The sequence below is a fragment of the Halogeometricum rufum genome, assembly GCF_900112175.1.
Lineage (GTDB): Archaea > Halobacteriota > Halobacteria > Halobacteriales > Haloferacaceae > Halogeometricum > Halogeometricum rufum.
Genome location: NZ_FOYT01000001.1, coordinates 902,195 through 922,242, shown reverse-complemented (window position 1 = coordinate 922,242; position 20,048 = coordinate 902,195). Strand labels below are relative to the sequence as shown.

The 20,048-nt window shown below is 67.1% G+C and carries 24 protein-coding genes; 15 read left to right on the top strand and 9 right to left on the bottom strand.

Annotated elements, in window-relative coordinates:
- Positions 1 to 68 precede the first annotated feature (68 nt).
- The gene (locus BM310_RS04840) at positions 69 to 1,154 is read left to right on the top strand and encodes a tubulin/FtsZ family protein (RefSeq protein ID WP_089805124.1); all 1,086 of its coding nucleotides are present in this window, start codon (positions 69 to 71) and stop codon (positions 1,152 to 1,154) included.
- Between the two features lie 214 nt (positions 1,155 to 1,368).
- On the opposite strand, the gene BM310_RS04835 is transcribed toward BM310_RS04840, so the two are convergent.
- On the bottom strand, positions 1,369 to 2,718 hold the full coding sequence (locus BM310_RS04835) for an alkaline phosphatase family protein (RefSeq protein WP_089805122.1): 1,350 nt from the start codon (positions 2,716 to 2,718) through the stop codon (positions 1,369 to 1,371).
- A gap of 209 nt (positions 2,719 to 2,927) precedes the next feature.
- On the opposite strand from BM310_RS04835, the gene BM310_RS04830 reads away from it, so the two are divergent.
- The 3 genes from BM310_RS04830 to BM310_RS04820 are packed head-to-tail and all read left to right on the top strand — an operon-like array spanning position 2,928 to position 5,661.
- Positions 2,928 to 3,368, top strand: coding sequence for a DUF5788 family protein (locus tag BM310_RS04830; RefSeq protein ID WP_089805120.1), 441 nt, complete (start codon positions 2,928 to 2,930; stop codon positions 3,366 to 3,368).
- A complete protein-coding gene (polX, locus tag BM310_RS04825; protein WP_089805118.1) occupies positions 3,368 to 5,116 on the top strand; it encodes a DNA polymerase/3'-5' exonuclease PolX in 1,749 nt (582 codons plus the stop codon). Before BM310_RS04830 ends, polX begins: the two co-directional genes overlap by 1 nt.
- Positions 5,116 to 5,661, top strand: coding sequence for a Mut7-C RNAse domain-containing protein (locus BM310_RS04820; protein ID WP_089805117.1), 546 nt, complete (start codon positions 5,116 to 5,118; stop codon positions 5,659 to 5,661). The genes polX and BM310_RS04820 overlap by 1 nt, the downstream gene beginning before the upstream one ends.
- A 36-nt stretch (positions 5,662 to 5,697) precedes the next feature.
- Here BM310_RS04820 and BM310_RS04815 read toward each other — a convergent pair whose 3' ends face one another.
- A complete protein-coding gene (locus BM310_RS04815; protein WP_089805115.1) occupies positions 5,698 to 6,597 on the bottom strand; it encodes a DUF7139 domain-containing protein in 900 nt (299 codons plus the stop codon).
- 156 nt (positions 6,598 to 6,753) lie between these two features.
- Between BM310_RS04815 and BM310_RS04810 the strand changes: the two genes are divergently transcribed.
- From BM310_RS04810 to BM310_RS04800, 3 genes are all read left to right on the top strand, one after another.
- Positions 6,754 to 7,041, top strand: a complete 288-nt coding sequence (locus BM310_RS04810) for a DUF5789 family protein (protein ID WP_089805113.1) — start codon at positions 6,754 to 6,756, stop codon at positions 7,039 to 7,041.
- Between the two features lie 20 nt (positions 7,042 to 7,061).
- Complete coding sequence (locus BM310_RS04805) at positions 7,062 to 7,751, top strand: CPBP family glutamic-type intramembrane protease (RefSeq protein ID WP_143105107.1); 690 nt, start codon at positions 7,062 to 7,064, stop codon at positions 7,749 to 7,751.
- A gap of 71 nt (positions 7,752 to 7,822) precedes the next feature.
- Positions 7,823 to 8,275: a DUF302 domain-containing protein gene (locus BM310_RS04800; protein ID WP_089805111.1), complete on the top strand. Its 453-nt coding sequence runs from the start codon at positions 7,823 to 7,825 to the stop codon at positions 8,273 to 8,275.
- Positions 8,276 to 8,286: 11 nt separating this feature from the next.
- Here the strand turns inward: BM310_RS04800 and BM310_RS04795 are convergent, their stop codons facing one another.
- On the bottom strand, positions 8,287 to 8,487 hold the full coding sequence (locus tag BM310_RS04795) for a hypothetical protein (protein WP_089805109.1): 201 nt from the start codon (positions 8,485 to 8,487) through the stop codon (positions 8,287 to 8,289).
- A gap of 276 nt (positions 8,488 to 8,763) precedes the next feature.
- Here BM310_RS04795 and BM310_RS04790 point away from each other — a divergent pair, with 276 nt between their 5' ends.
- Entirely contained in the window at positions 8,764 to 9,417 is a 654-nt protein-coding gene (locus BM310_RS04790) for a helix-turn-helix domain-containing protein (RefSeq protein ID WP_089805107.1), read from the top strand.
- 25 nt (positions 9,418 to 9,442) lie between these two features.
- Here BM310_RS04790 and BM310_RS04785 read toward each other — a convergent pair whose 3' ends face one another.
- From BM310_RS04785 to BM310_RS04765, 5 genes are all read right to left on the bottom strand, one after another.
- Positions 9,443 to 9,757, bottom strand: a complete 315-nt coding sequence (locus BM310_RS04785; RefSeq protein ID WP_089807022.1) for a DUF7344 domain-containing protein — start codon at positions 9,755 to 9,757, stop codon at positions 9,443 to 9,445.
- 84 nt (positions 9,758 to 9,841) lie between these two features.
- Entirely contained in the window at positions 9,842 to 10,030 is a 189-nt protein-coding gene (locus BM310_RS04780; RefSeq protein ID WP_089805105.1) for a hypothetical protein, read from the bottom strand.
- 48 nt (positions 10,031 to 10,078) lie between these two features.
- Positions 10,079 to 11,344 carry a DNA repair protein NreA gene (gene nreA / locus BM310_RS04775; protein WP_089805103.1) on the bottom strand — a complete coding sequence of 422 codons (1,266 nt, stop codon included), beginning with the start codon at positions 11,342 to 11,344 and terminating at the stop codon, positions 10,079 to 10,081.
- 214 nt (positions 11,345 to 11,558) lie between these two features.
- Positions 11,559 to 12,542: a transcription initiation factor IIB gene (locus BM310_RS04770; protein ID WP_006056503.1), complete on the bottom strand. Its 984-nt coding sequence runs from the start codon at positions 12,540 to 12,542 to the stop codon at positions 11,559 to 11,561.
- Between the two features lie 86 nt (positions 12,543 to 12,628).
- The gene (locus tag BM310_RS04765) at positions 12,629 to 14,506 is read right to left on the bottom strand and encodes a hypothetical protein (RefSeq protein ID WP_089805101.1); all 1,878 of its coding nucleotides are present in this window, start codon (positions 14,504 to 14,506) and stop codon (positions 12,629 to 12,631) included.
- Positions 14,507 to 14,605: 99 nt separating this feature from the next.
- Here BM310_RS04765 and rnhA point away from each other — a divergent pair, with 99 nt between their 5' ends.
- Together rnhA and BM310_RS04755 are read left to right on the top strand one after the other, a co-directional pair.
- Positions 14,606 to 15,199 (top strand): ribonuclease HI, encoded by a 594-nt coding sequence (gene rnhA, locus BM310_RS04760; protein ID WP_089805099.1) that lies wholly within the window; start codon positions 14,606 to 14,608, stop codon positions 15,197 to 15,199.
- Positions 15,192 to 15,800, top strand: coding sequence for a DUF7108 domain-containing protein (locus BM310_RS04755; protein WP_231751523.1), 609 nt, complete (start codon positions 15,192 to 15,194; stop codon positions 15,798 to 15,800). Before rnhA ends, BM310_RS04755 begins: the two co-directional genes overlap by 8 nt.
- Positions 15,801 to 15,827: 27 nt before the next feature.
- On the opposite strand, the gene BM310_RS04750 is transcribed toward BM310_RS04755, so the two are convergent.
- Positions 15,828 to 16,184: a PadR family transcriptional regulator gene (locus BM310_RS04750; RefSeq protein WP_089805097.1), complete on the bottom strand. Its 357-nt coding sequence runs from the start codon at positions 16,182 to 16,184 to the stop codon at positions 15,828 to 15,830.
- A gap of 310 nt (positions 16,185 to 16,494) precedes the next feature.
- Between BM310_RS04750 and BM310_RS04745 the strand changes: the two genes are divergently transcribed.
- The 5 genes from BM310_RS04745 to BM310_RS04730 all read left to right on the top strand — a co-directional run bounded on the left by BM310_RS04745 (position 16,495) and on the right by BM310_RS04730 (position 20,048).
- Positions 16,495 to 17,028, top strand: a complete 534-nt coding sequence (locus BM310_RS04745) for an inorganic diphosphatase (protein WP_089805094.1) — start codon at positions 16,495 to 16,497, stop codon at positions 17,026 to 17,028.
- Positions 17,029 to 17,191: 163 nt separating this feature from the next.
- Positions 17,192 to 17,338, top strand: a complete 147-nt coding sequence (locus tag BM310_RS21240) for a hypothetical protein (RefSeq protein ID WP_177232532.1) — start codon at positions 17,192 to 17,194, stop codon at positions 17,336 to 17,338.
- A 103-nt stretch (positions 17,339 to 17,441) separates the two neighbouring features.
- On the top strand, positions 17,442 to 18,359 hold the full coding sequence (locus BM310_RS04740; protein ID WP_089805092.1) for a rhomboid family intramembrane serine protease: 918 nt from the start codon (positions 17,442 to 17,444) through the stop codon (positions 18,357 to 18,359).
- Positions 18,360 to 18,362: 3 nt separating this feature from the next.
- Complete coding sequence (locus BM310_RS04735; RefSeq protein WP_089805091.1) at positions 18,363 to 19,130, top strand: endonuclease V; 768 nt, start codon at positions 18,363 to 18,365, stop codon at positions 19,128 to 19,130.
- Between the two features lie 75 nt (positions 19,131 to 19,205).
- Positions 19,206 to 20,048 carry an SDR family oxidoreductase gene (locus BM310_RS04730; protein ID WP_089807018.1) on the top strand — a complete coding sequence of 281 codons (843 nt, stop codon included), beginning with the start codon at positions 19,206 to 19,208 and terminating at the stop codon, positions 20,046 to 20,048.

The window sequence follows — 20,048 nt, the reverse complement described above, 5'->3', positions numbered from 1 at the left end:
TGGCCCCGTCATCCCATAAAAGGCCTCGGTGGGGAAAGTTGAAGGTAGGTACTCCCGATTCGTCGGATATGAAGACCGTCCTGATAGGCGTCGGCCAGGCCGGCGGGAAACTCACCCGCGAACTGGTCGCGTTCGACGATCGAATGGGGTTCGGCGCGATACTCGACGCAGTCGCCGTCAACTCCGCCGAGGCCGACCTCCGCGACATCCCGTTCGAGACGATTCTCGTCGGGCAGGACCGCGTGAAGGGCCACGGGGTCGGCGGCGACAACGAACTCGGCGCGGAAGTCATGCAGGCCGACAAGCGAGAGGTGCTGTCCGCCCTCGACGGCCGCGTCACCGCCGAGGCGGAGGCCATCTTCGTCGTCGCCGGACTCGGCGGCGGCACTGGGAGCGGCGGCGCGCCGGTCCTCGTGAAGGAACTCAAGCGCATCTACGACGTGCCCGTCTACGCCCTCGGCATCCTCCCCGGGGACGACGAGGGGGCGATGTATCAGGTGAACGCGGGTCGGTCGCTGAAGACCGTCGCCCGCGAGGCGGACTCGCTGCTCCTCGTGGACAACGACGCCTTCCGGAGTTCCGGCGAGAGCCTCGAACAGGGGTTCGACGCCATCAACGAGGCCATCGCGCAGCGAATCGGCCTCCTGTTCGCCTCCGGCGAAGCGGTCGAGGGCGTCGCCGAGAGCGTCGTGGACTCCTCGGAGGTCATCAACACGCTCCGGTCGGGCGGCATCGCCGCACTCGGATACGCCGCCGCCGAGTCCGCCGAGGACGCCGAGGGCAACATCAACGCCGTGATGAGCACGACGCGGCGCGCCCTGCTCACCGGCACGAGTCTGCCCGAGGCGACGGAGGCAGACGCCGCGCTCCTCGTCGTCGCCGGGAAACCGGACACGATACCGCGGAAGGGCGTCGAACGCGCCCGTCGCTGGGTCGAGGAGGAGACGGGCAGCCTCCAGGTCCGCGGCGGCGACTTCCCCCTCGACTCCGGGCGCATCGCCTCGCTCATCCTCCTCGGCGGCGTCGAGCGGTCGGACCGCCTCGAAGCGTTCATGCAGCGAGCGAAGGACGCCGTCGAGGAGGCCGAGGCGGCCGAGGAACGCGAGGACCCCGCCAGCGCGTGGAGTAACGACGAACTCGACGACCTCATCTAGGGGAGCGGTCGGCACCCGTCCTCGCTCGGGGGCCGTCGGAGCGACGCGGCCGTCCTCGCCGCGCGGCCGTCTGAGCGGACTACCGAGCGTCTGAGCGCATCGTCGACCGTCCGAGCGAACCGCCGACGTCGCCGGCGCAGGCGCTCTCGACGAGCCAACGCGGGCAAAAAAGACGGGGCGAACTACTGCGCGACGGATCTACCGCGGGACGGACCTACTGCGTGACGAGACTGGCGCCGTCGAAGTCGGTGCGACTGTACTCGACTTCCATCAGGTCGAGGATGGTCGGCGCGATGTCGTACAGGTCGGCGTCCTCGATGGTCGCGTCGGGGTCGTCGATGTAGAGCGACGCGTTGTCGAAACTGTGCATCCCGTTGCGGGGGCCCTGCCCGAACACGTCGTCTTTCCCCTTGAAGCCGGACTTCAGGTCGAAGCCGTGGTTGGGAACGACGACGAGGTCAGGCGCGATGTCGTCGTGGTCGCCGCGGAACGCTTCCTCCTTCTCGACGACGCGCGCCGCGACTTTGTTGCCGTCGGGCCCTTCGAGGTCCTCCAGCATCTCCTTCAGTTCGTCGCGACGTTGGTCGTACTCGTCCTCGGGGACGACGCCGTCCGGTTCGCGGCCCTCCAGATTGAGGTAGAACCGGCCGGGGATGAGCGAGTACGCCAGCGTGTCGTCGGAGATGTCCTCGAGTTGCTCGTGGTCGTCGTCCTCGTAGGAGAGCCACCCCTCCTGTTCGAGGAGCGCGTTGCAGTGCACCTCGTAGTTCAGCGAGGTGAAGCCGTGGTCGGAGGCGACGACGAGCGTCACGTCGTCGGGCAGCATCTCGCGAATCTGTCCGAGGTAGTCGTCCACCTTGCGGTAGAACTCCATGAACGCCTCCCGGTCCGACGTGCCGTTCTCGTAGTCCTTGAACAGGAAGTGGTTCACCCGGTCGGTCGTCATGAAGACGCCGAAGAACAGGTCCCAGTCGTCCTGCTGGAGGTAGTGGCTGAACGCCTCGAACCGCCGGTCGATGGTCTTGTGGGCGTTCTCGGCGAACTCGGTCTTGTCGTCCTTGTGCCCGAGTTTCGCGTTCACGTCGATGATGTAGTCCATCGACTCCAGTTGGTCGCGGAAGTCGTCGGGGTGGGCGGCCTTGTCGACGCTCGGCGAGAGGAAGCCCGAGACCATCCGCTGGACGTTTCGCTGCGGCGGGAACGTCACGGGGACGTTCATCACGGTTGCCTTCCGGCCGGCCTCCGTCACGCGGTCCCAGACGCGCGTCGCCTGCACGTCGCGACCCATCGGGACGTACGTCTCGTACGACCCGTTCTCGCGGTCCTGAAATCCGTACACGCCGGTCTCGCCGGGGTTGACCCCGGTCGTGAGCGAGGGCCAACAGGCGGAGGACTCCGGCGGAACGATGCTCTCGATGGCGCCGGCGCTCCCCGACTCGGCCAACGCGGCCATGTTGGGGAACTCGTCGGGGTTGTCGGCGAGGAGACTAAATGGGACGCCGTCGATTCCGATGAAAGCGACACGCGGGTCGTCTTGTCCGCGTAGTCGGTCGAACAAACCCATACGCTCCCTTCCGTGGAGACGCATAAGAACCTTCTTCTACTTCCGAACGGCTGCCGCCGACTGCGACGAGCAGAGAATCGAAGAGTCCAGCGCCGTCGACGCCGAGACGAGGGGGATGCGTCCGTCGGCGGACTGGAGACGGCCACGCGCCGAGGGGGCCCGGGGCGAAGGAGCGAAGTGTCGCCCCGCCCTACCGTGGACCGAGAGCCGTGAAGGAGTTCGAACGAAAGCAGTTGCTGGAACGCGTCAACCGCGAGGGGGCGACCATCGGCGTGGACATCCCCGACCGAATCGACGTGCAGGGCGAGGAGGTCGAACTGCGCGACTTCGTCTTCGAGATAAAGCGGCGCGAGACGGTTCCCGACGGCGAGAAGGAACGCGTCGACCGGGCGAAGAAGAACCTCCGGCGCGAACGCCTCCAGCGACTCCAGCGAATCGAGGAGAACGAGGTGAGCTACGAGGAGGGTCGGCGGTTGGTCGAGAGCATCGTCGGCATCGACCGGGCGCTGAACGCCCTCGAACAACTGCGACCCGCGAACCTCGAACAGGAGGCGCAGTTGCAGGAGGCGCAGGACCAGAAGCGGTGGATGAACTTCCTGAAACAGGCGCTCGGCCGCGACGGCGGCGCGTCGAAGCGAGGCGGTCGGTAGTGAGCCGAAACGACGAAGTCGCGTCGCTGTTCGAGGAGTTCGCGGACCTCCTGGAGGCGCAGGACGTCGAGTACAAGCCGAACACCTACCGGCGGGCCGCGGAGAACATCCGCGACTACCCGCGACCCGTCGAGGAACTCGCCGCCGAGGGCGGGGACGCCGTCGGCGAGATACAGGGCGTCGGCGACGCCATCTCGGCGAAAGTCGTCGAGTACTTCGAGACCGGGTCCATCGAGGAGTTGGACGAACTCCGCGCGGAACTGCCCGTCGACATGGCGACGCTCACCAGCGTCGAGGGCGTCGGCCCGAAGACCGTCGGGCGACTGTACGAGGAACTCGGCGTCACGACGCTGGACGAACTCGAACGCGCGGCCGAGGAGGGGAAGATACGCGAGGTGAAGGGGTTCGGTCCGAAGACCGAGGAGAACATCCGCGAGAACGTCCCGTTCGCCCGCGAGTCGCAGGAGCGCGAACGCCTCGGCGACGCCCGCCCCCTCGCCGACGACGTCCTCGCGTACCTCCGCGACGACGAACACGTCCGGCGGGCCGAAGTCGCCGGGTCGATTCGGCGCTGGCGCGACACCATCGGCGACGTGGACGTCCTCGTCGCCAGCGAGTCCGGCGAAGCCGTCGTCGAAGCGTTCACGGACTGGCCCGCCGCCAACACCGTCATCGAGGCGGGCACTGGGAAGGCGAGCGTCCGGTCGAACGGCATCCGCGTGGACCTGCGCGTCGTCGTCCCCGAGGAGTTCGGCGCGGCCCTGCAGTACTTCACCGGGAACAAGGACCACAACGTCGTTCTCCGGAACATCGCCATCGACCGGGCGCTGAAGATGAACGAGTACGGCGTCTTCGACGTGAGCGAAGTCGAGGACCCCGACGCCGACCAGCGCGCGGGCGACCGAGTCGCCGGCGAGACGGAGGCGTCGATGTACGAGGCGCTCGATCTGCCGTTCGTCCCGCCGGAACTCCGCGAGAACACCGGCGAGGTGGAGGCGGCCCGGGAGGGCACGCTTCCGACGCTGGTCGAGGAGGGCGACGTGCGCGGGGACCTGCACACGCACACCGACTGGTCCGACGGGCGGTACTCCCTATCGGAGATGGTCGCCGCCGCCGAGGAACGCGGCTACGACTACTACGCCGTGGCCGACCACGCCACGGGGCCGGGGATGGTCGGCGGCGTCGGCCTCGATGACGACGAACTCCGCGACCAGATGGACGCCGTGGCCGAGGTGGCCGCGGACGCGAGCCTCGAACTCCTCCACGGCGTCGAGGCGAACGTGGACGCCGAGGGGGGCATCTCCGTCGGCGACGACGTCCTCGACGAACTCGACCTCGTCGTCGCCTCGCCGCACGCGGCACTCGACCAGGACCGCGAGACGGCGACCGACCGACTCGTCAGGGCGGTCGAACACCCCGCGGTCGACATCCTCGGCCACCCGACCGGTCGCCTCATCAACGAGCGACGGGGGCTGGACGTCGACGTGGAGCGACTCGCCGAGGCCGCCGCGGCGAACGGCGTCGCCCTCGAAATCAACGCCGACCCGGCGCGACTGGACCTGCGCGGCGAACTCGTGAAGGTGGCGCTGGAAGCCGGCGCGACCGTCGTCGCGAACACCGACGCGCACGCGCCGGGCGCACTCGACTACGTCCGGTACGGCGTCCACACCGCCCGGCGCGGGTGGTGCGAGGCCGACGACGTGCTGAACGCCCGACTCCTCGAAGACGTCCGGTCGTTCCTCCACTGATGGTCGACGCGCCCGGCGGCGGCGAGACCCGGGATGGCGACGGGGTCGGCGGCGACAGAACCGAAGGCGACGGGGCCGAAGACGACGACGTGACCGACCGACTCCTCCTCGACGCGATGCTCGGCAAGTTGGCGACGTACCTGCGGATGTGCGGCTACGACACGGCCTACGTCCTCGACGACGGCCCGGACCCCGGCGACGAAGCGCTCCTCGAACGGGCGCGGACGGAGGGCCGGACGCTCGTGACGCGGGACGAGCAACTCGCCGGACGCGCCGACGACGGCGTCCTCGTCACGGCGCGGGCGGTGACGGACCAACTCGACGAGTTCGCCGCGGCGGGGTACGCGGTCGAACTGCGGGAGGGTCCGGTGCGGTGCGGCGCGTGCAACGGTCCCCTCGACGCCGTCGGTCCCGACGAGTCCGTCCCGGCGTACGCACCCGACCCCGGCGACCGGTCGCTCTGGCGGTGTCGAGACTGCGGACAGGTGTTCTGGAAGGGGAGTCACTGGGACGACGTGGCGCGCAGAATCGACGCCGGAGAGTGAGAGTAGGGGTGAGAGAACGGCAGTCGTCGGTCGGCGTCAGCGGCCGCCCTTGCTCGTCCACTCCTCGCAGGGGTCCATGTCGTCCATGAGTTCCTGGTGGTAGCCGCAGTGGGGTTGGATGCCGTCCTCCGTTCGGACGTAGTCGAAGTGCGCGCAGTTGCCGCAGTAGGCGTCGCCCGACATCTGCGACTGGGACTGTGGCCGCGACGGTGACTGGGACTGCGGGCCGCGTTGCTGGGACTGCGGCGACGACTGCCGGCCGCCCGGCGAGGCGATGGCGTCCGCGTCGGTGCCGCCGTCGGAGACGGTGCCCGACTGCGACCCTCGTTCGGCGGCCGTCTGCGTCTCCGTCTCCCCGTCGGGGGTGCCGCCGAGGAAGCCGATGCCGCCGAGGCCGCCGCGGGAGCGGTCGACTTCGACGTACCGCGTCTCGCCCTTCTTCGTCACCTCGACGGTGGCGGTGCCGCCGGGCGCGTTGCGCGTCTTGAAGTTGGCGACGCCGACGAACAGACACCAGAACGTCGTCAGCGTGCCGAGGAAGTAGACGCTCACGGTCAGGAGCGTCAGGTCCTGCAGGCCCGCGCCGCACGTCGAACCGGACCACTGGCAGGGGTAGGCGTGCCAGAACAGGGCGACGCCGACGAGTGCGATGCCCGCGCCGACGACGGCGGCGGCCTTCGTCAGTCGCCCCGACGGCGTGACGGTGAAGATGCCGAGGAACACCATCGGGACGCCGACGCCCGCGAGGATGCCGCCCAGTTCGCGCACGTCGCCGAGCGTCATGCCGTCGCCGCGGAGGACGCCCGTCGTCGCGACGACGATGCCGGCGAGGACGAGGAGGACGCCGACGAGGAACGTTCCGAGTCCGAGAGTCAGTCGCCGGAGGCTCGGCCCGGCGCGCTCTCCGCTGTGATAGGCCTCCGAGAGACTGGTCATGCGCGTGGGGTTGTTCCCCAACACACAAAACGATGCGTCAGACGCACGTGTGACGCCGAGCGGTGCTCGCGAGAAGCCAGTCGCCGGCGACTCGGGGACGACGGCGGCCTCCGGCGTGTCGAAGGGATTATTGCCGGCGGTGGCAAAGCGCACGACATGGCAGACGAGGACGAAAACGAGGACGAGGGACCCGTCGTCGAACTGGGCGAGGAGACGCCCGTCGAGGGCCAACCGCTCGCACGGGTCGCCTCGCGGTTGACGTGGCCGCACGAGAAGCCCCGCATCCTCGACCAGGAGGGTGACAGCGTCGTCCGAACGGCGTCCGGCCCGCAGACGCTCTCGGACGTGCTCGAACGGGTCGACGCCGACTACTTCGAGACGCGGCAGGACTTCGTCGAAGCGGTACAGTCCGTCGTCGGCACCGGCCCCGTCGAGACGAAGTAGCCGCGCCGCCGAGCATTCTCGTGTCCGGGTACTCCCGCCTCCGCGATACCATCAGTCGCCTCTCGTGGCTCCAGAAGTCGCTACTGTGGGGGCTGTTTCTGAGCATTCTGTGGGGGGCGTGGACCGTCCCGACGAGCGACCTGACCTACCGCGCGTTCCGCGACGCCGTCGTCTTCCTCGTACTCCCGATGGCGCTGGCCGTCACGCACGGCCGCAACCTCGGGTGGCGGGTGAACCGGCGAGCGATACGGAACACCCTCGTCATCTCGGCCATCGTCCTCCCGTTCTACGTCGTCGGGTCGTCGCTGCCGAGCATCCGCGCGTACTACCCGATGTGGCAGACGAGTCCGGCGCTCGCGGCGTTCCTGCCGCACGCCCTCCAGCAGTTGGTCGTCGTCGTGGCCGCGGAGACGTACTACCGCGGCCTCCTCTGCGTCGGCGTCGGCGAGGAGTTCGGCTTCAAGAGCGTCTTCATCAGTCCCGTCATCTACGCCTTCCACCACGTCGGCAAGCCGCCGATAGAACTGGTGCTGTCTGCGCCGACGGACGTGCTGTTCGGCGCCGTCGACTACGACAGCGACTCCATCCTCCCGTCCATCGTCGCACACGGACTGGGGCTGGGACTGCTGGACTGGTTGGTCCTGCACGACCCACTCATCCCCACGGAGACGGTGCTCGGGTGGCTTCGCTGGCTCCCGATTCCGCTCTGAGCGACGAGCCGGTCGTGTGCGCTCCGGACACTTCCATACCTTTTCCAGCGTCCGCGTCGTAGCGTCGAGCGATGACGCTTCCCATCGACCCGTCAGCCGTCAGTTCGTCCGACATCGGCGAAGAACGCGCGACGCTCAACATGGACCACGAGGAGGCCGTCGAACACGTCCGCGAGGCGTTCACCGACGCCGGGTTCGGCGTCGCCACCGAGTTCTCCGCCTCGGACATGCTCAACGAGAAAGTCGACGCCGGCCGCGACCCCTACTACGTGCTGGGGGCGTGCAACCCCAACATGGCCGACAGAGCGCTCGACGCCTCCGAGAAGAAGATGGGCGGCCTGTTCCCCTGCAACGTCGTCGTCTGGCAGGAGGAACCCGGCGTCCAGACTGTCTACCACGTGAGCATCATGCGCATCGCCCGCCTCGTCGGGATGGCGCCCGACGACGAGACGATGGCCGACATCGTCGCCGACACGGGCGAACTCGTCGACGAGGCGTTCTCGAACCTCGACGCCGCCGAGTAACGACCGACCGCTTACTCTTCTGCCGTCTCCGCTCTGCGACCGATTCTGGTGACGACGACGTCGTACTCGATGTCGGCGTCCTGGATGGAGCACTCCCATCCCCCCTCGACGTCGACGCCGTTCCGATGCGCTTCTCGGACGATTCGTTCGAGGGCGGTAGCGAACCGTTCGCTCGTCTGTATCGACTCGTCCGAAGAGGGCGGAGATGTCATGGTATGCTGTGAGACGACATCCGGTGACCGACGCGGAGTCCCGGACCGTCCGAAGACGCCCTGAACAGAATCGACACGCATCAGGAACGTGTCTCACAGGATGAACTATGCACGGTTAACACTATTGTAGACTTTCCAACTGTAACTTGGTATACCATGCATCTCTCCCTGTCAGAACGAGGGAACGACGGTTTATCCCTCTGGAACGGCTACTACATGGTGTACCAAGCCACCAAATGATACGGCCGGGTCGGGTATCACAACTGTCGAGTTATCATGAGCGTTATCGCAGACCTTCGTATCCCTTCCTCTCAGTTCGCGCTAGGTCGGATTCTCTCGATGCGGTCGGAGACGAGTATCGAACTCGAAACGCTGGTCCCCATCGGTGAGAAGGCGGTTCCGTTCTTCTGGGTGTACGACGCCGACAAGGACCGATTTCTCGACTCGGTGCGCTCGCACGACGCCGTCGAGAGCATCACCGAAGTGGACGAACACGATGGAAAGATTCTGTTCGGCCTCGACTGGCACATCGCCGACGACGTCGTCTTTCGGAGCATCCACGAGAACGCCGGCCACATCCTCGAAGCGACGGGCACCACGGACACGTGGGAGTTCGAGTGCCGGTTCGAGAAGTACGAGGACTTGAACGACTTCAAGCAGTCGTGCCGCGACGCGCGAATCGACGTCGACGTACACCGCATCTACAACCCGACGAAGCCCGACGCTGGCCCGTGGTACGGCCTCACGATTCGACAGCGAGAGACGCTCCTCTTGGCCGTCGAGGAGGGGTACTACGACATTCCGCGTCGAATCACCACGGTCGAACTCGCCGACAGACTGGGCGTCTCCGACCAGGCGGTGACCGAACGCCTGCGGCGGGCCATCGTCACCCTGGTGACGAACGCACTGCTGGAAGTGGAGTCGAAGTAAAAACACGGCGCTCGGGGGCGCGTCGTCACGCGAAGACGGCGTCGATGATTCGACCGACGGTCGCGGCCGAATCGTTCAGTCGAAGCATCTCCCCGGTCGTCGAGTACTGAACGAGGTCGGCGTCGACCAGTTTCGGAAGATGGACGTGGTGGAACGACGAGCGTATCTGCCTGTGCTGATCGTCGCTGATATCGTCACGTGGAACCTCTAACTCCCTGACCGCTACTTCCGTGACGAGTTCGGACAGTGTCATCGGTCTATCGAACTCCTTCAGAACGACGAGAGCGGTGAGCCGGCGTCGTTGTGAAAGGATGCCGAACTCCTGAGAGAGGTCGTCCATCTCGAATCGAGGGACGCCCTCCGCGTACATATTTTCACACCATGGTAGACCATGATATTGAAATGGCACCACAATCGCAACCAGTCACAGTCGTTCCGCGATTCGTTCGAGTGACTCGGCCATCCGGTTCGTGTCCTGTCGAATCTTGTAGATGTAGTAGACCACCACGAGGGCGGCGACGACGGGGATGAGTCCGAACAGGCCGTACACGAGGAACAGAATCAGTATCTCGACACCGCCGGGCACGCCGAACTGGAGGACGAACGGGACCATGCGGGAGGGGACGACGGGCGGCGGGAAAACTGTTGGTGGTCAGAAACGTCACGAGAAGTCGCCGAGGTTCGTCTGCAGACCCGAGGCCATCGTGGACTTCCTGCGCAAGTCGCCGAGAGTGACGGGGAGGTACTCCGTCACCTGCCGGACGGCGGCGGCGAACGTCTCCGCCTCGGCGCGTTCGCCGTCGAAGGCGTCCCTGACCGACTCGCGAACCTGCCAGACGCCGACCGGCCCCCAGTAGTCGTCGGAGACGTGGCGGAGGACGAGTACCTTCGCCTGTCGCCCCCGCCCGTCGAGATGCTCCAACACGCCGAGACGGGAGGCGTGGTACGCGCCCGCCGTCTCCTCGACGTAGCCCGTCCGCCCCTCGAACCCCTCGCCGTCGGCGGCCAGATACATCCCCGCCGCCGGGTCGGGGTTCCAGACGCTGCCCGGCGCCTTCATCTCGACCAACTCGAACTCCCAGTCGCCGGGCGCGAGAATCACCCAGAAGGCGTTGCCGAGGAACTCGTTGCGGTGAATCTCGACGGCGTCGACGCTCGGGTTCGTCCGGATGCGTCCCCGGAGGAACTGCCCCACCGTGTCGTCCACGGCGGTGATGGACCACCGCGTGGGGACGAGACGGCGGTTCTCGCCGCGTCCGAGTGCGCCGGCCGAGAGGATGGTGTTGATGTCGTACACGTCGAACCCGCGCCGGTACAGGTAGTTCATCGCGCCCTGCGCGTTCCAGTCGTCGTCCTCCAGCGTCTTCTGGACGGGCCGGGGGACGTGCGGGTTCTCCGCCAGGTCCGCCGACTGGGCGCGGGCGCGCGGGCCGACGGGCGTGCCCACGTCGTCGGGACTCACGTCGAAGTCCACGTCCGGGCGGCCGTCCAGCCCGATTTCGACGCTCACCGGCCGGTCGGCGATGGCGACTTCGCGCTGGACGCCGAGGAAGCCGTCCCACGCGTCGTCGACGTTCTGCACCTCGGTCGGTCGGTTGGAGTTCAGGAGACTCGTCCGACGCTGAAACACGTCGCCGATGGAGACGCCCTCCTCGTACCACCCGGCGGACGTCTCGAACTTCGCGGCGTCTTCCTCGCGGCCGACGGGCGAGAGGATGCCCGTCGAGACGTTCGGGTAGTTCGACCGGCCGACGAAGATGGACGGGGAGACGCTCCCGAACAGCGAGTCACCCTGTACCGTCTCCTCGAACCGGTTCTGGAACGTCTCCAGGTGGTCGAGGACGTCGTAGGACTTCTCCTGGGCGAGGCGGCGACGCTTCGCGCGGTCGGACTCCGCCGCGATGTCCATGTACTCGTCGAGGCGCATCTACTCGTCGGAGGTAGCGACGGGAGTCGCTTGAACCTGTCGCGGACGCGCCGAACGACGGCGACGCGACCGTTCGGCGTCGGTGCGCGTCGGAGACCGGCCAGAGAGAAAACGGAGCAACGGAGAGGCGCGGAGAACGGAGAGACGCGGAGAACGGAGAGACGCGGAGAACGGAGAGACGCGGAGAACGCGAGCGGTGTTCGAACGGCGTCGGTCAGCCGTGGATGCCCATCGCTTCGATCTGTTCCTGATACCGGTTGCGGATGGTGACTTCGGTCACCTGCGCCACGTCGGCGACTTCGCGCTGGGTCTTCTTCTCGTTGCAGAGCAGGGAGGCGGCGTAGATGGCGGCGGCGGCGTACCCGGTCGGGGACTTGCCCGAGAGCAGACCCTTCTCGGCCGTCGTCTCGATTATCTCGTTGGCCTTCGACTGCACCTCCTTCGAGAGGTCCAGTTCCGAGGAGAACCGCGGGACGTACTTCTTGGGGTCGACCGGCTTCATCTCGAGGCCGAGTTCCTGCGAGATGTAGCGGTACGTCCGACCGATCTCCTTCCGTTCGACCCGCGAGACGTCGGAAATCTCCTCGAGCGAACGGGGGATACCTTCCTTCCGACAGGCGGCGTAGAGCGCGGAGGTGGCGACGCCCTCGATGGAGCGTCCCCGGATGAGGTCCTCGTTCAGGGCGCGGCGGTAGATGACCGACGCCACCTCGCGAACCGACCGGGGGACGCCCAGCGCGGAGGCCATCCGGTCGATTTCGGAGAGCGCGAACTGCAGGTTGCGCTCGCCCGCGTCCTTCGTGCGGATGCGTTCCTGCCACTTGCGGAGGCGGTGCATCTGCGAGCGCTTCCGCGAGGAGATAGACCGACCGTAGGCGTCTTTGTCCTTCCAGTCGATGGTCGTCGTCAGTCCCTTGTCGTGCATCGTCTGCGTCGTCGGCGCGCCGACGCGGGACTTCGACTGGCGTTCGGAGTGGTTGAACGCCCGCCACTCCGGACCGGGGTCTATCTGTTCTTCCTCGACGACGATGCCGGTCGGTTCGTGGATGAGTTCACCGTCCCCGGTCCGGACGAGGTCCTCCTCGTCCATGTCCTCGATGTCGATATCGTCCTCGTCTTCGGCAGCGTCCTCCTCGCGTTCACCCTGCCACCGTGTTCTATCACTGTCTCGCTCCCGCTGGCGAGTAGGCCGTGTCATCGCATTTTTATATTCGCTGTCGCGTCGAACTTAAACCCTTGGCCGGATTTCGGGTAGGGCGGTCGACCGTCGGACGCCGCCGTTCCTCAATCGTCGGACTCTCCGAGCAGTACCGTCGAGAGCGCGACGGCGACGGCGACGGCGAGGACGGCCAGAAGCGACAGGACGCCGTTCGCCGCTCCGGTCGCCGTCCCCCCGTCGCCCCCCGCGACGAGAGCGGCCGCGAAACAGACGGCGCTCCCCATCCAGCCGACGGTGAAGACGGCGGTACTCGACCTGTCGTAGAACCACGCGCCGGGAGTCGGGTTCGCGGGCGGGAGCCGGTCGCCCAGAGCGAACTTCGAGAGCGTCTCCTCGTCCGTCGTGAGACGGTCGAGCAACGCAGCGCGCCGGGCGGATCTGAACGCGAGTCTCCGCGCCTCGAAATCGAGCCATCGCCTGCCGTGCGCGGCCCAGAGTCCGACCGCGAACGCGACGACCAGCCACCGGTCCTGTACCGACCCCACGTCGAGGACGAAGGTGAGGGCCGCCCCGAGACCAGCGAGGGCCGACGGCGCGAAGTCCAGGGGCGAACACACGGGTGAACTCCGATCGGTACCGTGTCCCGAGTAGTCGCGGTCGCCCACGAGGATGGCGGCGACGGCGACCGCGACGAGTGCGAGGACGACGACGCCGACAGCCGTGAACAGGTCCGCCCCGGCGAGAGTCGTCGCGGCGAACAGCGCGCCGAAAGCGAGGGCGGAGACGAGAAGGAACTTGACCGCGTCGCCGACAGCACGGCGGAAGGCGGCCGCGACTCCGTCCGGGTCGTCCGTCGGCGAGAGGAGATCGAAGTAACCGCGGTTCAACGCCGACGATATCATCTCGTCGAGGTGGTCGGGGTCGTTCGGGAAGTCGTCGTACCGGAGTTCCCCGTCCACGAGCGACGCGGTGTACCGGTCGTCGTCGTACGCGTACACGAGGTGCTGGCAGTCGGCGTTCGACCGACTCGTCTCGTGTCGGTACAGGTGGGTCCCCGACCAGTTCTCGGCCGGCGGTCGGTCGCCGTCGACGGGACACGTCGTCGAGACGCCGTCGCCGTCCGTCTTCTTGAACCGCGACTCGGGAACGTGAGCGGCGTCGACCTCGAACTCCTTCGAACTCGAGAAGGCCATCGTTCCGAGGGTCGCCGTCACCGTCTCGCCGTCTCCCTCGCACCGTTCGCACTCGACGTCGCCCGCGCCCGAACACTCCCGGCACGTGATGTGGCCGCCGCCCTCGCACCGGCCGCATCGTTGCGTCTTCTCGCCACCGCAATCCCCGCAAGTCCGCCATCCCGTGCCCTCGCAGTTGCCGCACCGGCGGTCCCGAGCCTCGGTCTCCGTTCCGCGTCCGCGGCACCGAGGACACGAGACGACCCCGTCACCGGTACACTTGAGACAGTCGTCGTCGTCGCCGAGGCACGACGGGCAGCGTATCGACGTGTTGCCGTCGCACTGTCCGCAGGGCCGGTCGACCCGTTCGGTCACCGTCCCGGACCCGTGGCAGGTACTGCAGTCGTTCCGTCCGGCACCCCCGCATCCCTCGCAGTCGACGACGCCCGTCGCGTCGCAGTCGGGGCACGTCTCCTCCGCCGACCCGTCGCACGTCGGACACGGAGTCCGTCCCGCACCGCCGCACCCCGAACACTCGTCGGGCGACTCGTCGGTGACGTAGTCGATGTCCATCGAACGGAACTTCGACGGCGCGTGCTCCCACCGGTTCGGTCGGAGCGTCCGCCGGCGTCGCTCGCTCTCGTACGTCGACCGCGGCAGCGTCTCCGACGACTCCGACTCCACGACGTGGACCCGTCGGTGTCGGGTCAGTTCGGCCGTCTCCGTCCGGTCGACGACCACCTCCCCCCGGCGTTCGACGTCGTCGGCGACTTCGTCCCGCCGGGAGAGTAGTTCGAGGATATCGTCGTTCCCCGTACTTTCTGTTTTCATTGCACGTAGTGTGAAATGGCCGCACATAACCGTTTGCGTCGACCGCGGACGGTCGGGGTGGACCGAACCCTTCTTTTCTGCACTCGGTCTTCGTCCGGTATGCCGACCGTAGACTGCGACCCCGAGGAGGCCCGACGACGGTTGACCGAGGCCGGCGTCACCGTCGAGGAGGGACACACCGAGTACGAACGCTGGCGGGCGTCCCGCGGCGACGCAAACGCCGTCGCGTACGACGACAAGGTGGTCGTGCAGGGGGCGCGGCCGTCGGACCTCCTCGCTCTCCTGCAGGAACGTGGGGGGCGGGCGCACGTCTACTTCGACGGCGCGAGTCGGGGCAACCCCGGCCCCGCCGCCATCGGATGGGCCATCGTCACCTCCGAGGGCATCGTCGGCGAGGGCTCCGACACCATCGGGAAGACGACGAACAACCGCGCGGAGTACGAGGCGCTCGTCCGCGCCCTCGAAGTCGCCGCGGAGTACGGCTTCGACGAGGTGGACGTCCGCGGAGACTCCGAACTCATCGTCAAACAGGTGCGCGGCGAGTACGACACGAACAACCCCGAACTCCGCGAACGTCGCGTGCGCGTCCGCGAACTGCTGGAGAAGTTCGACCGGTGGTCGCTCGAACACGTTCCGCGAGAGATAAACGACCGCGCCGACTCACTAGCGAACGAGGCCCTCGACCATGCATGAGGAGACACGGAGAGACGGCGAAGCGACGGACGGCGAGGCGGCAGACAGCGAGACGGGCGAACTACCCGAGGCCGTCGTGGACGGCGCGGCGCGCCTGACCCGACTCGCCCGCGACGCGGTGGACGAGAACGAGGCGGCGGCGTACCGCGGCCGGCGCGCGGAGATGCTGGCCGACCACGACTTCACGTCCCGCATCCGCGAGGAGGACGAGACGCTGGTACTGCACCCCGCCGAGTGGATGGACGATGGCGTCGTCCGCGTCGAACGCATCGAGGACACCGGCCGGGCGTACGAGATTCCGCTGACCGGGGCCGACGTGGACGGCGACTGGGACGCCGTCGAGGAACACAACGCCGAACTCGTCGACGCCGTCGAGGCGGAGGACGGCGCGACGCACGCCGCGAACGCCCGTATCTTCGCGGACTTCATGGGCAACCACTACCTGCGCCGGGCCGACGCCGCCTCGCGCGACGAGATACAGGAGTTCCTCACGGAGTACTATCCACGGAACGCGTGGCCGTCGAAAAAACAGGAAACCGTCGTCCGCGAGAGCGTCGAACGCGTGTTCGAAGCCGCCGACGCGGACGTGCCCGAGTTCTGACGAACTCTCCCTTCGGTCGCGTCGTCGTTACAGGTTGGCGTCGATGAGTTCGCGCACTTCGTCCGCGCGCGTCTCGTCGGTGACGAACTTGTCGAGCATCCACGCGAAGCGGTCGAGGACCGCGTCGTGGCCCTTCTCGGTCAGTTCGTACTGGTTCGTCCGCTTGTCGAGTTCGCTCTTCTCTACGAGACCCATCTCGACCAGGTCGTCGAGGTTGGGGTACAGGCGGCCGTGGTTGACCTCCGTCCCGTAGTAGTCTTCGAGATTGCGCTTGATAGCGAGTCCGTACATCGGTTCCTCGGCCAGGATGACGAGGATGTTCTGCTGGAACGCGGTCAGATCGCGTGCCAGGCCCGAGTCGTTGACTGTTTGTGCCTCTGACATAGTCGGGGAAATGTCACCTAACTATTTAACGCTTCTCAACTGACGCTTTGTTGCAGAGATTATTTCGGGATTCCCCCGAGATGATTTCAGGACGACGATACACAGTAACCGTCGCTGATGCCTCATTTCGACTATCTGTGCGCTTATCCGTTCATTAATCGATACGACCCGGAGATTCCACGGGGATTATTCCACGTCCGCTAGGCAGTTCAGCAACGACTGTCCGGTGGTTTTCACCTGCGCGTGTGCGGTCGCCCGTCAGTACGGGATGCGAAAGGACTTTTTCCGCGTTGTGCGAGAGGCAAGACGTATGACGAATCTCTGGGAAGACTTGGAGACCGGTCCCGACGCACCCGACGTGGTCTACGCGGTCGTCGAGTGCCTGAAGGGAGAGCGCAACAAGTACGAGTACGACAAGGACGTCCCCGGCGTCGTCCTCGACCGAGTGCTCCACTCCAACGTCCACTATCCCTCCGACTACGGTTTCATGCCGCAGACGTACTACGACGACGAAGACCCCTTCGACGTCCTCGTCCTCGTCGAGGACCAGACGTTCCCCGGGTGCGTCATCGAGGCCCGCCCCGTCGCGCTGATGGGCATGGACGACGACGGCGAGAAGGACGACAAGGTCATCGCCGTCCCCACCGAGGACCCGCGCTACGACGACGTGCAGGACGTCGACGACCTCTCGGACCAGCAGAAGCGCGAGATTGCGGAGTTCTTCGAGACGTACAAGAACCTCGAGAAGGGCAAGGAAGTCGAGACGCTCGGTTGGGAGGACGCGCAGGCCGCCAAGGACGCCATCGAACACGCGATGGACCTCTACGAAGAGAACTTCGCGTAACCGCCCTCTCTCCGTTTTTTCACGCCGCCAGCGACGGCGCCGCCCCCGACGCGCGCCGAGTCGCCGCCGGGAGTCATACGCACGAGTTATCCGTTCCCGCGTTCGGAATGAATTATGCGCATGGGTAATTATTAGGCGGTGGCGCGGCAACGTTCGAGTAGAGATGGCAACGAAACAGCCCACCGACCGCGACGACCGCGTCGGCATCGCACACGCGACGGTCGTCCCGAGCAACTACCGTCCGGGCGGCGACGCCACCGAGGGGACGGGAACGGACGGGACGGACCCCGTCGCCGACGGCGACGCCTGACGGCCCGCGCGCCCGAGACCGGCGACGCCCCCGGGAACCGCCTGTGCGACCGCCGGACGCGAGAGGGGAACCGCTTTTAGCCCGCCGCGACTAGCCCTGCACAATGGCTACGTGCGACGAGTGTGGGAAGCACGAGAATCTGCCGTACCAGTGTCGGCGGTGCGGGCAGACGTTCTGCGCGGAGCACCGACTGCCGGAGAACCACGCCTGTCCCGGCCTCTCGGAGTGGGACGACCCCTCGGGGGTGTTCGACAGCGGTTTCGACGACTCGGTGAACGACGCCGGCGGTTCCGAAGGCGTCGTCGAGCGACTGACCAGCACCGGCGGCCCGTTGGGCTACTTCCGCGACAACATGGCGTTCGTCTTCCTCGGCCTGATGTGGGTGACGTTCGCCCTGGAGTGGGTCGTCCTCCTCCTCGCCGGTCAGCGGACGTTCATCGACATCTTCGCGCTCTCCTCGTCGAATCCGTTCTACGTCTGGACGTGGTTCACGTCCGTCTTCGCCCACAGTCCGTACAACTTCTTCCACATCGTCGGCAACAGCATCGTGCTGTACTTCTTCGGCCCACTCGTCGAGAAGTACATCGGCTCCCGGAAGTTCGCCGCGCTGTTCCTCGGGAGCGGTATCCTCGCAGGCCTGTCGCACGTCGGTATCGGGATACTCCTCGAACCCGGCGTCCCGACGGCCGTCCTCGGCGCCTCCGGCGCGATATTCGCCGTCCTCGGCGTCCTCACCGTGCTGAACCCGAGCCTGAAGATATACCTCTACTTCCTCATCCCGGTCCCGCTCTGGCTGTTCACCCTCGGGTTCGCGGGCATCTCGGTGGTGTTCTTCCTCCAACCCGGCGCGGCGGGCAACCTCGGACAGGGCAACGTCGCCCACTTCGCCCACCTCGTCGGCCTCGTCATCGGACTGGCGTACGGCCGCCGGGTCAAAGGTCGCTTCCGCGTGCCGAACAAGCTCTCCTTCGGCGGCGGCGGTGGCGGCGGCGGGATGGGCGGCCCCGGCCGCAGGTTCTGACCGATGCGACCCGTCCGCCCCGAGTTCCTCCCCGACCCCGCGCTCTCCCGCGAGGAGATGGAGACGCTCCAGTTCGACGTCGCCGCGGCCGCCGACTGGACCGACGCGTTCGACTTCGACCCGCGCGACGTGTCGCTCGGCACCGAGGCGTCGCTGACCGGCGAGCGACCCCTCGTCGCGGGCGTCGACCAGGCGTTCCTCGGCGACAGAGGCGTGAGCGCCGTCGTCGTCTCCCGCGGCGACACCGTAGTCGAACGCGTCCACGCCGTGACAGACCTCGAAATCCCGTACGTCCCCGGTCTGCTCTCCTTCCGCGAGGGCGGGCCCATCGTCGCCGCCCTCGAGAAACTCTCCTGCGACCCGGACCTGCTGCTGTTCGACGGTAGCGGCCGGATCCACTTCAGGCAGGCCGGCCTCGCCACCCACCTCGGCGTCGTCTTCGACAGGCCGAGCGTCGGCGTCGCCAAGAGCCTGCTGTGCGGCCGCCCGACCGAGGACGTGGACGGCCGCCCCGAGGGCTGGCGGACCGACGTCGTCGCCGACGACACCGTCGAGAACGCCGACCCCGGCGAGGTCATCGGCCACGCCTACCAGTCCCGGCAGTACGACTCGGAGCCGATAATCAACCCGCTGTACGTCAGCCCCGGCCACCGCGTCTCCGTGCCGACGGCGACGGACCTCGTCTCTCGCCTCTGCGGCGGCTACAAGCTCCCGGAACCGACCCGGCGAGCGGACGCGTACGCCGACGAGGCGAAGGCAGAGTACCGATAGGCAGTCGCTGCGGCCGCGTCGCACGCCGTCGCCGAACCGCGTACAATTAACTCGCCGCGGGGAGACAGCGTGAACGTGCATCCGAAGACGGTCCTCATCACCGGCTGTTCGTCCGGCATCGGTCGCGCCACCGCGCTGTCGTTCCTCGAGGAGGACTGGCGCGTCTACGCGACGGCCCGCAACCCGGCAGACATCGAGACGCTGGGCGAGAAGGGCTGTGAGTTGGCGACGCTCGACGTGACCGACGACGACGACGTCGAACGCGTCGTCGACCGAATCGTCGAGGAGGAGGGACATCTCACCTGCGTCGTCAACAACGCGGGCTACGGCCAGTTCGGCCCGCTGGAAGACGTGCCGACCGAACAAGTCCACCGACAGTTCGACGTGAACGTCTACGGCCCGCATCGCCTGATTCGCGCCGCCCTGCCCCACATGCGCCGGCAGGGCGAGGGCACCGTCGTGAACGTCTCCAGCGTCGCCGGCGACATCTCCTTCCCCGGCGGCGGCGTCTACGCCGGGTCGAAGTCGGCGCTCGGCGCGATGACCGACGCGCTCCGGAACGAGGTGGCGGAGTACGACGTGGACGCCGTCCTCGTCCAACCGGGGCCTGTCGCCACGAACTTCACGGACCGCGTCGAGACGGAGGTGGACGGCGGCGAGGAGATTCCCGGTATCGAGCGCTCGGGCGCGTACGAGTCGTTCTACGAACTGCTCTCGGACACGCAACTGCTCGGCGGCGGCGGGCCGGCGGCCATCCCCCCCGAACGGGTCGCGGAGGACATCGTCGACGCCGCGTCCTCGACGAAACCCCGCGCTCGCTACTACCCCGGCACGCCCGCGCGCGTCGCCGCGCTTGCGCGCTTCCTCCCGCGTTCGTGGCTCGACACGGCGTACAGCTACCTCAGAAAACTCGCGTGA